Genomic DNA, 15,790 nt, shown 5'->3' on the forward strand with positions numbered 1-15,790 from the left:
GCCAAACCATAAAGATTAACTGACCTGCCCTTGTGAAACAAATGTCAAATCAGCTATAGGATTGATCATAGACGAGAAATTCCGGCTTGGTATTGATATTGAGCAATCAAACCGGCTGAGGGGGACTGAGCCCTGCGTCTGCCGGAGCGCCTGAGACTACTCCTCGGCAACACTTTTACTGGCGATCTCAAACACATCCTTAGAGATATCCGTTTGCGCCAATACCCGCTCAAACGCTTTTCGCATCAATTGCTGGCGTGATTCATCATAACGTCGCCAGCGACTCATGATACGCAGCAGGCGGGCAGCGATCTGTGGATTCAGGGTGTCCAAAGTGATCACCTGATCGGTGAGAAACTCATAACCCGAACCATCGGCCGCATGAAAGGCAAAAAGATTGGTCGAGCAGAAAGCACCGATCAGACTGCGTACCTTATTGGGATTGCGGATTGAAAAGGCCGGATGTTCCATCAACGCCTTCACTCCGGAGAGGGTTCCGGGCAGATTGGAGCCGGCCTGAACCGCGAACCACTTATCCATGACCAAGGGATCCTTCCGCCACTTGGCTTCAAAATCGCTCAACGCTCGATCCCGCTCCGGGATATCGCGATTGACCAACCCATGCAGAGCCGCCATCACATCGGTCATGTTATCGGCTGTTTCAAACTGAGCCATGCAGAGTCGGTCGATCTGTGGCGCTTCGAGACTCATCAGATAATTCAGGGCAAGGTTTTTCAGTCGTCTTTGTCCGATCGACGCGGAGGTAATCTCATAAGCATCTGACTGATTCTGTTCATAGACAGCTGCAAAATCATCCCGCAACGCTTCTGCCAGGGCCCGCTTCAGCCATTGGCGGGCCTGATGTACCGCCTCCACATCCACCTGCGTCATCTGATCACCGATGTTCGATTCCGAAGGCAGACTCAGCAATTCACTCAACAGCGCCTTGTCGGCCTGCTGATCGGTCAGCGCCAGACGATACGCCTCAACGAATCCCCCCGGCAATGCCAGCGACAGGCCCTGTTGACAGGCTGCAACCAGTTTCAACAAGGTACGTCTGGCCAGCGTCTGTGCGGCATCCCAACGGTTAAAGTCATCCGACTCCCTTGCCATGAGGAACATCAGCTGATCGTCGCTGTAGTCATACTCCAGCTTAACCGGGGCAGAGAAACCCCGTAGGATCGAAGGCACCGGCTGTTGCACAAGATCATGGAAGGCAAAAGTCTGCGTCGCTTCGGTCAGCTCCAACACCTGCTCCCTGGACGCGCCAGTTGCAGCCGCACTGGTCTTTAGCGGCAGCAACTCTCCCTGACTGTCCAACAGCGCCAGTGCGATGGGTATGTGAAAGGGTTGTTTCTGTTTCTGTCCCGGGGTTTCCGGTGTCGTTTGGCTGAATGTAATTTCCAGTATCCCCTGCTGCTCGTCGTAACTTGTCGACACCCTAACCTGAGGTGTACCGGATTGGCTGTACCAGAGACGAAACTGGCTCAGATCCCGCTCGCTCGCATCCTCCATGCATCTGACGAAATCATCGGTTGTCACCGCCTCACCGTCGTGCCTCTCAAAATAGAGATCCGTTGCCTTGCGATAGGTTTCGGCACCCAATAGATTGGCCTGCATCCTGACCACTTCCGCACCTTTTTCATAGACCGTGACGGTATAGAAGTTGTTGATCTCGATGTAGCTCTCCGGGCGCACCGGATGGGCCATCGGCCCGGCATCCTCGGCAAACTGGTGGCTGCGCAGCAGCCGCACATCCTCAATCCGTTTTACCCCACGGGAGCCCATGTCGGCGGAAAACTCCTGATCCCGGAAGACGGTCAACCCCTCTTTCAAACTGAGCTGAAACCAATCCCGGCAGGTGATGCGGTTGCCGGTCCAGTTATGAAAATACTCATGGGCGATGACCCCCTCGATATGTTGAAAATCACTGTCTGTGGCCGTATCGGGACGGGCAAGCACGTATTTCGAATTAAAGATATTCAGTCCCTTGTTCTCCATCGCCCCCATGTTGAAATCGTTGACAGCGACGATCATGAAGATATCGAGATCGTACTCCCGGCCATACTGCTCCTCATCCCAGGCCATGGCATGTTTTAACGAAACCATTGCATGGTCGCACTTATCGATGTTTTCCGGTTCCACATAGATACGCAGATCGACCTGACGGCCTGAACCGGTGGTATAGCTGTCCTGCTGAAACCTCAGATCGCCGGCAACCAAGGCAAACAGATAACAGGGTTTTGGAAAGGGATCCTCCCAACGAACCAGATGGCGCCCCTCCGGCAGATCCTGCTGATGGACACAGTTACCGTTGGAGAGGAGTACCGGATAGGCCGCTTTATCGGCCATGATGGTTGTTTCGAAGCTGGCCATCACATCGGGTCGGTCGGGAAAATAGGTGATCCGCCTGAATCCTTCCGCCTCACACTGGGTACAGTACATCTTTCCCGACCGATAGAGCCCTTCCAGTGCGGTATTCTCTTGTGGCCTGATCTCTACCTGGGTCGACAGGGTGAATTGCTGTTTAACGTCAGCAATGGTCAGAGTGCGATCATCAAGCTGATAGGCCGCCTCGTTCAACGCTTGGTCATCAATGGCGAGGCGCAGGAGTTTCAACTTCTCACCATCCAGCACCAGTTCCGGGTTTTGCTCAGTCGAGGCAGGATTGCGTCGCATCTTCAGGTGACTGGTTACCAATGTCCTCTCCTGCTGCAGATCGAACTCCAGGGAGACCTGATCAACCAGAAAGTGTGGTGGCTGATAGTCTTTGAGATAGATGGACTTGGCGTTATCTGTTCGCATTGAAATTCCTGTCTGTTGGTCAACAGCCCGACGGTTGACTATTGATCGTTTATCTTGAGCAGTCTACGGCCGCGAGTTGAAAGCAACAATGGCGTTCCGCAATTATCTCATGCCATTCATTATGTGACAGAGCAAATCCTGCTCGGGGCTTCAAATCAGCCCTTGCTTGAGGCGTGGCTCGCCGGGTCTATTATTTCCAAATAGGGCCTGTTAACACTAACCCAATAGCTTGTTGTGACGAACTCAGCAACCCAGCAGATTTCATGGCATATCAACAGATTCAGGCTATCCTCCGGTAGAAGTGTGATCAGCCTGCTGTTAGGATACTACTCCATTATAAAAAACTATTTTTATCGCTATTACAATCAGTTAGCATGAGGAGTCCGTTAATGCCACAAGTCGTCATGTATTCCACAGCGATCTGTCCCTACTGTGTTCGCGCGAAACATCTGTTGGAGAACAAGGGCGTCACCTATGAGGAGATCAGGATCGATCATGATCGGGAAATCATGCAGGAAATGATGCGTCGCAGCAATCGACATACCGTGCCGCAGATCTTCATCGATGACTTTCATGTGGGTGGGTATGACGATCTGGCGTCGATGGAGATCTCTGGGCAGCTCAACCAGCTGCTGGGAATTACGGATGACGAACTTTGATCTAACAGCAAAGGTGCGGCTCGATAAGTGGCTCTGGGCGGCACGTTTTTTCAAGACCCGACAGATCGCGGCTGAAGCGATCAACGGCGGCAAGGTACACCTCAATGGACAACGTACCAAGCCGGGTAAAGAGGTTAAGGCTGGAAGCCACTTGAGAATTCACAAAGGCTCCCTGGAGTGGGATATCCAGGTGAGTGTACCCGCAGACCGAAGACGACCTGCGACCGAGGCCCGACTATTCTATGAAGAGACCCCGGAGAGTGTCGCCAGGCGGGAGAAGGTAATTGAAGTACAACGGTTGGAACGCGCCAGCATGCCGCAGCCAGCTCATGGCAAGCCCTCCAAACGGAATCGACGTATGATTCACCGCTTCACCAATAAATCGGATTAATCATGGACCAGGACGCTTTCCGTCGTACATATCGGGAGATGAACGAGCGTTTCTGTGCCTATGAGAAAAGCCTGCTCTCCCGTCACTGCAATTGCAGCCAGGCGAAAAAGATCTGCATTGCTGAGAGAGAGGGTGTCCACTGTATCTCTGATGAAGCCAACGCCCAATGTCTCGAACTGTTGAAAAATCTGCGTCACCAGGCCCGCTTTGCACTGAAATCAAACAATGATAATGAGGTGCTGCCCCACGGCAAGGCGATGCGTCTCCAGGTGGGTGGTTTACGTGGGCTCTTCTCCGTACTCTATCCGGGCCAGACAACACCGGAAGTCATCGAAGATGTGTTTCAGCTAATCAGTCAGGCCAAGGCTGAATTCAACAGTCTGGAGAATCTGCCTTTCCAGACCCTGATCCAGCATGTCTCCGCCTATCAGGGCCGTCGCCGGCTGAGATAGTTCATACCATCGACTCAAAAAATCTTTGAGTGAATGACTTGTCGGGTTACTGGCCGCGAATGGGCGTCAATTTTCGGCCATTGAGTTTCTGAGTATCCGATGGAACGATGCCAATGGGCCCGATCGAATAAACTGCTGCTGTAGTTACAGTAACAGTTGCAGTCGCTGCTTTATGGGATCGAATACCGGTGCGAGTTTTTTTCGCATCAGACTACCGATCGCATCCGTTTTGCAAAATACCGGACGTACCACACCGTAACCCATACCGGATAGCAGATAGAGGGTACGCAGCTCCTGCTCCCGGCCATCTGTTTCAGTAATACAGGCATCTAATTGCGGATCAACCAGGATGTCGGACTCTTGCTGTAACTGTTGCAGAGTCAGATCCGGATCCCCTTCCGGACGCAGTGCTGAAAAATAGTCCTGCAGAACATCCAGCAGTAGGGTCACCACATCCTGATTGGCCGGCTTCTCCATCACCTTCAGGACAGTTCTTAGAAAACCCTGACCCTGAGGGCTGTTGATGCGTAACATCAGGTGTGCATAGGCATTGCCATGATCAGCCAGATTCTGCCAGGCTGACCTCTCATCCTCAGCGAGCTCCCTGGGCACCGGTAATTGGGGCAGATCATCTGGGATGCTGGCAAGGAATCCCAGATAGTAGGTGGGCTTTCGAGCGCAGCGCCGCCACAGATCCTGTCGCTCATCCTCACTGATCAATCCGGGCTGCAGCACCAGCCGAAGACTCTCGACGATACTCAGAGGCTCTGTCTCGAAAGGCAGGTATTCAATCAGAAAACGGGCCAGTTCGGGCCCCATCCCCCCGCCAGTAACCAGAGAATTCTGCAGCATCCTTCTGGCATTGTCCGGCTCCTGGGAGGTCCACCAGGCACGTCTGGCGACCTCGTTGGTCAGGCCCTTGGCGGAGGTAATAGCGACTACCGCTTCCGGCTCCCCGAGCAACAACAACTGTTCCAGGTTGTCGTCCCGGGTCTGCCCCATGCGGCTCCAGCGTTTGAGATAGATCGGATAGCCCCCGGGTGAACCCAGAACATGGCCTGACAGAGTCTCCCTCAGCTTGCGAAGATAGAGGTCTTCCCGGCAGTTGGGATTCAGTGAAAGGGAGCTTTCACCTTTTTCCGTCAACGCATGCAGGGTCATGGATGCTTCATCAATGCGGATTGCCAGTGGCTTATTCGCCAACAGAACATTCAGACGCAAGGCATCTTCACTTGAAAGATCCATATCGGCAGATGACAGTGGGTTATGACCTACTGTATTGGCTCATTGGGTGATGAGTAGTTGCTATCCTTGGGATTGATAAAGATAAACTGGCTCTCACCATCATCCAGCTCGGCAAAATCCATCGTTGTCTCTTCCAACAATGAATAGTACTCAGGCGTCATGATGATACTGACCCCTTCCGAGTCGAACTGAATATCCTCTTCGCTGGCGTCATCGAATCCCATCAGATAATCAAAGCTGCCGTCTTCCTTCTGCTGTGCTGCGAAGCGTAACGCCATACCTTCCGTACCGCCCAGTTTCGCGGCCTGCACTATCTGCTCAGCTGCTCGAGGTGTAATTTTAAACATCGCTCACCTGTTATTTGCTCTCAAACGTTTTTCACTGACGCTACCAGCGCAAGAAAACGCGCCACCCAATTGTTACCGCCTACGCTGCGTCTGTGGGTATAACTTGCCAGCAGATTTTTATAGACGTAACCATCATTTTTACCATCGATACCATAGCCCCGCTCCACCCGGTAGGCGTAATCATCCTGTTGCGCCTTCAATCCAACCAGGGATGAGTAGTGAAACTCATGGGCAAAGATCTCTTTATGCCCTACTCCGAGGTTTGGCCATGGACTCCTGCCGGTTTCACTCAGCCGCACATAGCCTCTGCCCTGGGGCTTTTCATGCATCACCGTATCGGCTGGTATCACCCCTGCCATTCTACATTTTTTCCCTTGCCAGGACAGACTCCGGGTCAAATAGATTAACCCGCCACATTCAGCATATACGGGCCCACCCCGTTCGATAAAACCAACTATGGCCTGTTGCATATCCGGATTGCTCTCGATCTTTTCCATGGTCGTTTCCGGAAAACCACCACCAAGGAATATACCATCCACATCAGGTAGTTCCCGATCTTTCAGGGTGTTGAATTCAAGCAGCTCCGCACCCAATTCCAGGAACCTGTCCAGGTCATCCGGGTAGTAGAAGCCAAACGCCTCATCCCTGGCCAGACCAATTTTAAGCCCCTGATAAGGCCGATCTGATTTCAATGGATTTTGTGTGGATGCACTGCCAATCGACTCAGCACCATTGGCGATTTCGAGAAAACGATCAAGATCCACATTGGTTTTGGCCGTTTCTGCCAACTTGTTGATGAGCTTTTCCGAGCTCAGCTCTTCATTGCTCGGAATCAGGCCCAGATGGCGTTCGACGATCTGCAGTTCAGGATCCGCCTGTACGGCACCCAATACCGGAATATCCGTGTAGTGCTCCACCACCTGAATCAGTTTTGACTGATGGCGACTGCCACCCACCTGATTGAGAATCACCCCGGCGATCCGTATATTCCGGTCGAATGCCTGATAGCCAAGCAACAGCGGGGCAATACCCCGGGTCATACCCCGACAGTTGATGACCAATACGACCGGAGTCCCGAGATGAACAGCCATCGCTGCGTTACTATTGGAACCGGCCACATCAACGCCGTCATATAATCCTTTGTTTCCCTCGATCAGCACCAGATCGCAATCCTGCTGCTGATTGATATAGCGCTCAGTAATCTCATCCCGACTCTGAGTGTAGAAATCCAGGTTATAGCAAGCTCTGCCTGCCGCCGCACTCAACCAGAGGGGATCGATATAGTCAGGTCCCTTTTTGAAGGGTTGGACCTGCAAGCCCCTATCCACCAGAGCGCGCACAAGTCCAATCGAGAGCGTGGTTTTGCCGGAAGATTTATGGGCGGCTGATATGTAGATTGATGGCACGGCTGATGGGAATGGTTTTCAAGTAAGCTGACTACATCCTACGCTGTAAACAAAAAATCCACCACCGCAAAGCGGTGATGGATCTCTATCAATCCTGTTCGATTTTCGAGGATGAAAGATCGATTAGTCTTCCAGAGTCTCGGGAAAGACCTTGAAAACCCTGGCGCCAACCGCAACCATGGTCAGTGCAACTGCGATACCTGCAACACCGAGTGCTGCTTCAGGCAGGGTAGGCACATAACTCATCACCTGTCCGTCGTAGAAACCGCTCTCCACAACCTCTTTACCCGGGAACAGATTCATCGGATAGGCCTGTCCACCGATCACAATCACATAGATCTGGAAGAAACCACCAATCAGCACCGCAATGGATGCCGCTGCAATTGCCCAGCGGGACTTTTCAAATGCCGGTGAGTAGAGCAGAAACAGCGGAATGATACTGCCGATGAAGATCTGACCGATCCAGAACATCTGGGTATAGATACCACCATCGAGCAGGATAAAGCGCTCGATACCATGATGCTGGGTAATGTAGAGATTGGTCAGATTGTACGCCAGGGTGAAATAAAACACTGCACCAACGAAAACCCCCAACAGGTTTTTCAGTTTGGTCAGACGGAAATCACCCAGTTCACGGTCACCCCAGATATAAGCGGCAATCAGGGTGATGATAAAGAAAGCCAGACCATAGCTGAACGACATGATAACGAACATCGGTGCCATGATCGCTGCATCGTAGGCTTCCCGGGCGACCAGAAAACCGAAGATGGAACCGGTACCGGTGGTCAGCGCAATACGCCAGAAGAAGGCGGCAAAACCGACGGTGCGATTATACTTATTAACGCTGCGGTCGATCATGGTCCACAGATAGATACCGACGATCGCAAAGAAACCGGTGTAGAGAATGACGTTCCAGGCGAATATTGATTTGAAGTTGTACTCGGTCATGGCAACGATCAGACGGTCGGGACGCCCCAGATCAAGTACCAGCACCATCAGGCCGCCTGCCAGCAGACCGATAGCCAGCAAGCCGGAGTAACGACCCAGAGGCTTATACAGCGGACCACCAAAGACTGAGCCGATGGAAGCCACATTCAGCGCTCCGGAAGCGGCGACAATCAGAAAGATGGCGAATACATGAGGCAGTCCCCAGACAATCTGGTTCGACATGCCGGTAACCCAGTGGCCATTGTGCTCCATGTAGTAGGCGGCGCCCAGACCAATCGCGATGATCACGCCCAACAGGGCCAGCCCGGACCAGTATCTTGCCGGCGTGCCACAATAGAGTTCGCGGTAATACATCTTACTCATTTTGAATCCTAGCTCCCCTCAGATTACAGGTTGAGATAACGCACGCCGGTATTCAACTCGAGGTCGGCCCGGATCTGTACTGAGTTGGTGGATTTAAGTGTCTTGCTGATCTCGCTGTTCGGATCATTCAAGTCACCGAAAAGAATGGCGGCGTGGCCCTCTTCGGCACAGGCTTCCTGGCAGGCCGTCTGCATAACCCCATCATCGACACGATGCACACAGAGCGTGCAGGACTCAACGCAGCCTTTACCACGTGGCGCATTGACCGACTGTTCAGTCAGAGCTTCATGGATGAATGACCTGGCTTTATAGGGACAGGCCATCATGCAGTAACGACAACCGATGCAGCGGTGGCGATCCACCAACACAATGCCATCGACACGTTTGAATGAGGCGTTGGTCGGACAGACATCGACACAGGGTGGATGTTCACAATGCTGACACATCATAACCAGGCGGTTTTCACGGCCGGTCTGCTTGTCTTTCAGTTTTACCGGACGAATCCAGACGGCGTCGGTTGCCGGTCTGCCATGGCCTTTCAGACCATGCTCTGTATTACAGGCGTCGACACAGGCACTACAACCGTCAGCACATTTGTTACTGTCGATCAACATGCCCCAACGATGCTTAGCATCGGCTCCTGAAGAAGCCTCATCACTGACAGAAGCAGCATGCAGAATAACGCCAGGGGCGATGGTCATGGCACCGGTTGCAGCAATGGCGCCGCCAATCATCTTGCGGCGATCCATATTCGGCTGGTCACACTTATTACTCATCTTCAGTCTCTCTGAATCCCAGCTGGCAGTTGAATATCAAGGCCTTCATGCGGATCGGAGTCACCACTATGATGTCCTAATTTGGCAGCTCCGGCCTGTGTGTCGGGCGTTGTTCTGTGGCACTGAAAACAGGCAGGGCTCACCGCAACATACTCGTGACAAGCCTGACAAAACTGACCCTCATCGGTTACAGATACCGCCTGACCTTGTGGGTTCTTCGAAGCATGACAGTCGATGCATTCCGACAGACTGTAATCGATGCCACGAATACCATCCAGTACGGTGTCATCTCTGCCATGCTGCAGGTAGTCCATATGATTCCTGCGCATCTGATCCGTTGGTGCCACGCAACTCTTAAGCGAAGCGGCTTCCGAATTTTCGGTCACAAAGCGACTCTCAGCGAACACCTGCATGGCAGGCGCCAAAAGCGCCGCCAGCAGGATCAAGAGAGACCTGTTGCTGATGAGAGAACTACGCATCTCAGCTCCTATTCACCTAACCCCATTTGGATATAACCAGTTGGGCAGACATCGGTACAAACATGACAACCGATACACTTGTTGTAGTCTGTGTCCACATAGCGTCCCGTGGTGGTCTCATTGCGCTTGACACGGAATACCGCATCCTGAGGACAGAAAACCACGCAGTTGTCACACTCGAAACACATGCCGCAGCTCATGCAGCGTTTGGCCTCTTCCTGCACCTGTTCCTGGTTAAGACCATTCATACGCTCTTTGAAGTGGTGTAATACTTCATCAGCGGTAGGAACATCTTCTGAACGCAGCAGACGCGGTGTGAATTCGAAGTGGCCGAGGAACAGATCGTTGGCAGGAATAACCTCCTGACGGGAACGATCCTCATAGTTGTGGACAGCAAATTTCGCAGAGTTGGTACCACGCAGATCACCTTCATTCTTATCGAAGGCTTCGGGCGCCATATCGGCCTCTTTCAGCTTATCCAGCAGGTCGAAGTGGTGTACATCTACCTTGGGACGCTTGGCCATCGTTTTCTTAGTCATATAGGCATCGATGCTTTCGCAGGCAATGGATGCCTGACCAATCGCGGTGGTCAGCAGATGAGGACGAACGATATCACCAGCGACGAAGTGACCCTCTTTACCGGGTACCTGATAGAACTTGTCCGCATCGATCAGGTTACGATCATTGGCCATATCTTCCAGGCCATCCATATCGGCACTCTGGCCAATCGCGGATACGATCAGGTCAGCTTCCAGTACACGTTCGGTACCTTCAGTTGGAACCGGGGTCATACCGTCCATTGTACAATCACAAACCTTCAGTCCGGTCGCACGACCGTCAGCACCGAGAATCACTTCCAGAGGCATCACACCATCCAGAATCTCACAGCCTTCATGCAGTGCATCGTGAATCTCGTGCTGTGCAGCAAACATCTTGTCCTTGGTGAACAGAGAGGTCAATGTGGCGTTGGCAGGTGCTGCCCCATCGGCCAGTGCATCATCCTGATTCATCGTGATATCGAGAACCACATCTTCAGGTTTACCAGCCGCGTCATTGGTGCCGAGACGTCGGGCGACTGAAATTACGTCGATGGAGGTATCACCACCACCGATACAGACCACGTTCTTCGCAGTGACCTTCATGCGACCCTCGTTGAAGGCCTTGAGGAAGGCGACACCTGAGACACAGTTTGGTGTACCGACCCAGCCATCAACCGGCAGATCACGACCATTCTGGCAACCCAGTGCCCAAAGAATGGCATCGTACTCTTTTTCGAGATCAGCAACCGGAACATCGGAACCGATTTTGACGCCGGTACGGGTCTCTACGCCCATATCCAAAATACGCTGAATCTCAGCCTGCAGCTTATCGCGCGGAATACGATAGTTGGGGATGCCGTAACGCATCATACCGCCAAGTTCAGGATCTTTTTCAAATACGGTAACCCCGTGACCCATTTTACGCAGCTGGAAGGCAGCAGCCATACCAGCCGGTCCACCACCGATTACCGCGACTTTTTTACCGGTATCGGCGCCAGGGGTAAATTTGAAACCTTTCTCGATGGCGGTATCACCGATGTACTGCTCAACCGAGTTGATGCCGACGAAGTCTTCAACCTCGTTACGGTTACAGCCATCCTGACAGGGTGCCGGACAGACACGGCCCATCATGGAAGGAAAAGGGTTGGCCTCGACAGCACGCTCGAACGCATACTGTTCCCACTCCATACCTTCGGAAGGTTTTTCCTGCTCACGTACGATCGCCAGCCAGCCACGGATGTCGTGACCAGACGGACAGCCACCCTGACAGGGAGGCGTACGGTTGATATAGGTAGGGCACTTGTAGGATGTATCTTCCTGGAAGATCTTATCACCCCAATCATCCCACTCATTGTCGCCGTCTTCAAAACGACGCCAAGTAACGTCTTCTTTCATCTCTTCGCTAGGAGTTGCCATATTCAGTCTCCTTATAGAACTTATCTTGGTCGTGCCCTACACAGGGTAGGAATCTATGTTGCGCTAGTTAATCGTATCTTTAATCATCATCATCTTCGCCATAGCCCGGAGCTTCCTCGGGCGGCGTTTTTCTGTTCAACACAATGGCATTACTGACCAATTGGTGAACACTGACGACCTGAAACATATCCATACCGTAGTAAGGTAATACCTTGGTGAACTGACTCTTGCAGATGGCGCAAATCGCAGCCAAATGGGTAACACCTTTCTCTTCCATGACATTTTTGAAGGCGCTCATCCGAGGCTTCGCCCCTTTGACGCGCACTTCCATCAAATCATCGGTCAGCAGACCACCACCACCGCCGCAGCAGAAGGTGCGCTCATGGATGGTGTCCCACTCCATGTCGTGGTAGTTGTTGACGACTGCCTTGATGACTTTACGGGGAATCTCAAACTGGCCGCCCGGTGTGTCGCCCATACGGGAAGCACGGGCCACGTTGCATGAATCATGGAAGGTGATCGACATGTCATCATTTTCCGACTTGTCGAACTCCAGGGTACCCTTTTCGATCTCATTCAGGGTGAATTCGCAGATATGCTGCGGGACCGGATAGTCCGGATCGAGGAAATCGAATGGACCGGCCAGGGTGTTGAGGAAACTGTAGGCGATACGCCAGGCGTGACCACACTCACCGAATACGATGCGTTTAACGCCAAGCTCCAAAGCCGCTTCACGGATTCTCAATGACACCCGGCGCATATTTTCATAGCTGCCGATGAACATGCCGAAGTTACCGGCTTCTGAAGCTTTGGTGCTCAATGTCCAGCTGACACCGGCTTCATGGAAAACCTTTCCGTAACCGATCAAGCCATCCACATGGGGCTCGGCAAAGAAGTCAGCTGAAGGGGTAACCAGAAGAATGTCGGCGCCTTTCACATCAAGCGGATATTTAACGGCGACTTCATCCTCTTCGTAAACATCTTCCTCCAAACCTTCAAGGGTGTCGAGGATAGCAGGTCCGGGCAGGCCCAGGTTGTTACCGATCTTGTGTACCTTACCGATGATCTCGTTACAGTACTTCTGACCGACACCGATGGAATCGAGAATCTCTCTGGCAGCCATGGAGATCTCGGCAGTATCGATGCCATATGGACAGAACACTGAGCAACGTCGGCACTGTGAACACTGGTGAAAATAGCTGTACCAATCGTCGATGATCTCTTCGCTCAAATCGACAGCGCCGACAAGTTTCGGAAAGTACTTTCCGGCGAAGGTGAAGTAGCGACGATAGACTTTACGCAGCAGGTCCTGACGACCCACAGGCATATTCTTGGGATCCTGGGTACCGAGAAAATAGTGGCATTTATCCGTACAGGAACCACATTTCACACAGGCATCCATGAAAACCTGGAATGAGCGATAGCGGCTCAGCAGATCGCCCATCTTGTCGATAGCGACCTCTTTCCAGTTCTCTACTTTCTCACCGGGAAATCCCAAATCTGTCTGATGTTCAGGTTTGGCCACAAAGCAAGTGATATGCTCCATGGTACCTTCGACCAATTCAGGAACTTCGATGTGTTCACTCAGTTCCGGTGTTTCGAATTCAGCTCCAGCCATTAGTAATCCTCATCGGCCAAGCGTGGACTTAAGACTCTTCAAACTTTCTGGCCCACTCGACCAAGTGACGACGCTCACGCGGATTGTCCACTTGATTACGGGTTGGGCTGAAGAAGACCCCGGGGATATGCAGCAGCTTGCTGAATGGCAGCAAGATCATCAGCACAGCAACCAGAGTCAAATGTATCAACAGGATCGGATCCATCGGCAGCTCACCACCGCTTAAGGTCCAGAATCCGATAAAAAATTGCTTCACTGCCACCACATCGGTGTGGATGACAAATGTCATCATGGCGCCGCTCATGCCGATCGTCAGCAGAATCAACAACCAAAGGTAGTCGGATGGCGCTGAGATGTAGCGAACCCGGTCAACGAAAATGCGTCGAACCAGCAGACCCGCCAGACCTGCCACCATGGCAAAGGCAGCATACTTACCGAAGGGCTGTATCAACTGGATAGGCAGCCATACAGGATCGATGAAGTAGCGCACATGTCTCAGCAGGACCAGGAAAAGGCCCATGTGGAACATCCAGGAAAATATCCAGGTCCACTTAGTGCTCTTGAACAGACTTTCAAAGAGTACAACTTCGCGAAACAGTCTGAATACAACCCCGGTCTGAGTCACAGGCGCCGGAGTCGTGGGAATCTTTAGTGGTGCAGGTGTCTTGGCATACTGGACGATTTTTCTCGTCAAGCCAATTACCAGAACGATGGTCGCTACGATAAACAGCAACGCGTAGACAGATGACATGTTCCTGCGTTCCTCTAGTGTTGGTCTGATTCACCGGCGGATGAATGTCGCCATTCACCCGCCTAGTGTATAGGTCTCTTAGATACAGCCAGTAGGCTTAGGCAGACCGGCGAAACGGCAAGCCTGCTTACCAGGACCATATGGGAAAAGGGCATACAGATATTTAGAGTTGCCTTTCTCCTTACCCAGTTTCTTACCAACAGCCTTGGTCAGAACGCGAACGGCAGGAGCAATCTGGTACTCTTCATAGTACTCACGCAGGAAGTTGATGATCTCCCAATGCTCACTGGTCAGCTCGAGGTCATCCTCTGCCGCCATAACTTCAGCAACAGCAGGCTCCCATTCGCCCAAGTTGGTCAGGTAACCCTCTTCATCAGTTTCGAAGGTCTTACCGTTTGCTTCGATAGCCATATTTTCTCTCCAAATTACGTTACAGAGTTGTTCAGTAAACTAATCAGACCCAAGCCTGTACTTTGTCGTTCTCGGCCGCGAGGGCGACAAACTTGGGATAGTCCACGATTTCGATACCATCAACGACCTTGTCTTCAGCGACACCGCGCGCTTTCAGGTCGGGGCCCAGCACATAGAAGCTGACACCGCTTGCCGCAGCAATCTTGTCAGCAATCGCTGTGCCCTTGATCGCACCATAGATACCATCTTCATACATCAGCACGGCGCTGCCCTGTTTGGCGTAGGCCAGACAGCTGTCCATGGAAGACTTCTCGAAGGGTGATTTATTGACTGTGTGTAGCGTGCTCATATTCAATACTCCGGATTAGAAGCTAAACATGACATCTTGTTCTTCCATGATGTCAGCCAGTTCAGCACGACTCACAACTTTGATTGAATCCTTCTCGGCCCAATCATCGTCTTCGTCCTCATAGGTGAGCGGCATCAGATCATCGAGCGTTAAACCACGCTCTTCCAGAGACTCTTTCTCGACGAAAAGCTTGGTCACATCGTAGTCACCCAGTGCCTGATAGGTGGGGGAGAAATTCTTCATATCCACCTCAGCGGTGTCCTGCCCCTTAACCAACTGAAACACACCATCATCCAGGAAAGCCAAACTTACATCCTGGTCAAACGCTGCCCCGATCAACACAACTTCCAGTGACTCCCAGGCGTAGATGGTGCCATAGGGTGCACGGCGGTTGAGGTACATGAATTTTTTTATCTGCTCAGACATGATCAACCTCTATGCTTTAATCACCGAAAACCACCAGTCGTTCGGACTGAATGCCCGCTTCGACCAGTTGCCCGAGACCGGAGATACGAAAATTGTCAGCGATATTTTCAGCGTCCTTTCCGTTACGCTGCATCTCGCCTTCATCAACGATGCCTCGACGCTGGGCTGCTGCCACGCAGACAACCATGTCGAGATCGTATTTTTTCGCCAGTTCCGACCACCGGTTGACGATATTACGATCGTCCTGTGGCGGGGTTGTTAGTTTGGTACCGTTATTCACACCGTCGTGATAGAAAAAGACACGCATCACTTCGTGCCCGCCTTCCAGCGCGGCTTTGGTGAACTGGTACGCTGAGTCCGTAGCCTGATGTTGGTACGGACCTTCGTTTACCTGAATCGCAAATTTCAT

Annotated in this window: 17 protein-coding genes; 3 read left to right on the plus strand and 14 right to left on the minus strand. The window is 52.1% G+C overall.

Annotated features, from left to right (window positions below; translation table 11 throughout):
* Nucleotides 1–156 precede the first annotated feature (156 nt).
* Nucleotides 157–2,805 (minus strand): aminopeptidase N, encoded by a 2,649-nt coding sequence (gene pepN, locus AC4IE8_RS08520; protein ID WP_490790808.1) that lies wholly within the window; start codon nucleotides 2,803–2,805, stop codon nucleotides 157–159.
* 389 nt (nucleotides 2,806–3,194) lie between these two features.
* On the opposite strand from pepN, the gene grxC reads away from it, so the two are divergent.
* The 3 genes from grxC to AC4IE8_RS08535 are packed head-to-tail and all read left to right on the plus strand — an operon-like array spanning nucleotide 3,195 to nucleotide 4,307.
* Nucleotides 3,195–3,464: a glutaredoxin 3 gene (gene grxC / locus AC4IE8_RS08525; protein ID WP_068988104.1), complete on the plus strand. Its 270-nt coding sequence runs from the start codon at nucleotides 3,195–3,197 to the stop codon at nucleotides 3,462–3,464.
* Entirely contained in the window at nucleotides 3,451–3,855 is a 405-nt protein-coding gene (locus tag AC4IE8_RS08530) for an RNA-binding S4 domain-containing protein (protein ID WP_068988103.1), read from the plus strand. Before grxC ends, AC4IE8_RS08530 begins: the two co-directional genes overlap by 14 nt.
* 2 nt (nucleotides 3,856–3,857) lie before the next feature.
* Nucleotides 3,858–4,307, plus strand: coding sequence for a hypothetical protein (locus AC4IE8_RS08535; RefSeq protein ID WP_068988102.1), 450 nt, complete (start codon nucleotides 3,858–3,860; stop codon nucleotides 4,305–4,307).
* A 144-nt stretch (nucleotides 4,308–4,451) separates the two neighbouring features.
* Here AC4IE8_RS08535 and AC4IE8_RS08540 read toward each other — a convergent pair whose 3' ends face one another.
* The 13 genes from AC4IE8_RS08540 to tusD all read right to left on the minus strand — a co-directional run bounded on the left by AC4IE8_RS08540 (nucleotide 4,452) and on the right by tusD (nucleotide 15,790).
* On the minus strand, nucleotides 4,452–5,552 hold the full coding sequence (locus tag AC4IE8_RS08540) for a sulfur reduction protein DsrS (RefSeq protein WP_068988101.1): 1,101 nt from the start codon (nucleotides 5,550–5,552) through the stop codon (nucleotides 4,452–4,454).
* 26 nt (nucleotides 5,553–5,578) lie between these two features.
* Nucleotides 5,579–5,899 carry a HesB/IscA family protein gene (locus AC4IE8_RS08545; RefSeq protein WP_068988100.1) on the minus strand — a complete coding sequence of 107 codons (321 nt, stop codon included), beginning with the start codon at nucleotides 5,897–5,899 and terminating at the stop codon, nucleotides 5,579–5,581.
* 20 nt (nucleotides 5,900–5,919) lie between these two features.
* Nucleotides 5,920–7,305: a cobyrinic acid a,c-diamide synthase CobB gene (locus AC4IE8_RS08550; RefSeq protein WP_490790809.1), complete on the minus strand. Its 1,386-nt coding sequence runs from the start codon at nucleotides 7,303–7,305 to the stop codon at nucleotides 5,920–5,922.
* A gap of 123 nt (nucleotides 7,306–7,428) precedes the next feature.
* Nucleotides 7,429–8,616: an NrfD/PsrC family molybdoenzyme membrane anchor subunit gene (nrfD, locus tag AC4IE8_RS08555; RefSeq protein WP_068988098.1), complete on the minus strand. Its 1,188-nt coding sequence runs from the start codon at nucleotides 8,614–8,616 to the stop codon at nucleotides 7,429–7,431.
* A gap of 23 nt (nucleotides 8,617–8,639) precedes the next feature.
* Nucleotides 8,640–9,392 carry a sulfate reduction electron transfer complex DsrMKJOP subunit DsrO gene (gene dsrO, locus AC4IE8_RS08560; protein WP_068988097.1) on the minus strand — a complete coding sequence of 251 codons (753 nt, stop codon included), beginning with the start codon at nucleotides 9,390–9,392 and terminating at the stop codon, nucleotides 8,640–8,642.
* Between the two features lie 2 nt (nucleotides 9,393–9,394).
* Entirely contained in the window at nucleotides 9,395–9,871 is a 477-nt protein-coding gene (locus AC4IE8_RS08565) for a sulfur reduction protein DsrJ (protein WP_490790810.1), read from the minus strand.
* A gap of 8 nt (nucleotides 9,872–9,879) precedes the next feature.
* Entirely contained in the window at nucleotides 9,880–11,826 is a 1,947-nt protein-coding gene (locus AC4IE8_RS08570; protein ID WP_068988096.1) for an NAD(P)-binding protein, read from the minus strand.
* Between the two features lie 79 nt (nucleotides 11,827–11,905).
* Nucleotides 11,906–13,444 carry a sulfate reduction electron transfer complex DsrMKJOP subunit DsrK gene (gene dsrK, locus AC4IE8_RS08575; protein WP_068988095.1) on the minus strand — a complete coding sequence of 513 codons (1,539 nt, stop codon included), beginning with the start codon at nucleotides 13,442–13,444 and terminating at the stop codon, nucleotides 11,906–11,908.
* Nucleotides 13,445–13,472: 28 nt separating this feature from the next.
* The gene (locus AC4IE8_RS08580; RefSeq protein WP_068988094.1) at nucleotides 13,473–14,195 is read right to left on the minus strand and encodes a respiratory nitrate reductase subunit gamma; all 723 of its coding nucleotides are present in this window, start codon (nucleotides 14,193–14,195) and stop codon (nucleotides 13,473–13,475) included.
* A gap of 78 nt (nucleotides 14,196–14,273) precedes the next feature.
* A complete protein-coding gene (locus AC4IE8_RS08585; protein ID WP_068988093.1) occupies nucleotides 14,274–14,606 on the minus strand; it encodes a TusE/DsrC/DsvC family sulfur relay protein in 333 nt (110 codons plus the stop codon).
* A 43-nt stretch (nucleotides 14,607–14,649) separates the two neighbouring features.
* Nucleotides 14,650–14,955, minus strand: a complete 306-nt coding sequence (gene tusB, locus AC4IE8_RS08590; RefSeq protein WP_068988092.1) for a sulfurtransferase complex subunit TusB — start codon at nucleotides 14,953–14,955, stop codon at nucleotides 14,650–14,652.
* A gap of 15 nt (nucleotides 14,956–14,970) precedes the next feature.
* Nucleotides 14,971–15,381, minus strand: a complete 411-nt coding sequence (tusC, locus tag AC4IE8_RS08595) for a sulfurtransferase complex subunit TusC (protein WP_068988091.1) — start codon at nucleotides 15,379–15,381, stop codon at nucleotides 14,971–14,973.
* Between the two features lie 16 nt (nucleotides 15,382–15,397).
* Nucleotides 15,398–15,790 carry a sulfurtransferase complex subunit TusD gene (tusD, locus tag AC4IE8_RS08600; protein WP_068988090.1) on the minus strand — a complete coding sequence of 131 codons (393 nt, stop codon included), beginning with the start codon at nucleotides 15,788–15,790 and terminating at the stop codon, nucleotides 15,398–15,400.

The organism is Candidatus Thiodiazotropha sp. AKAK2 (genome assembly GCF_058244685.1).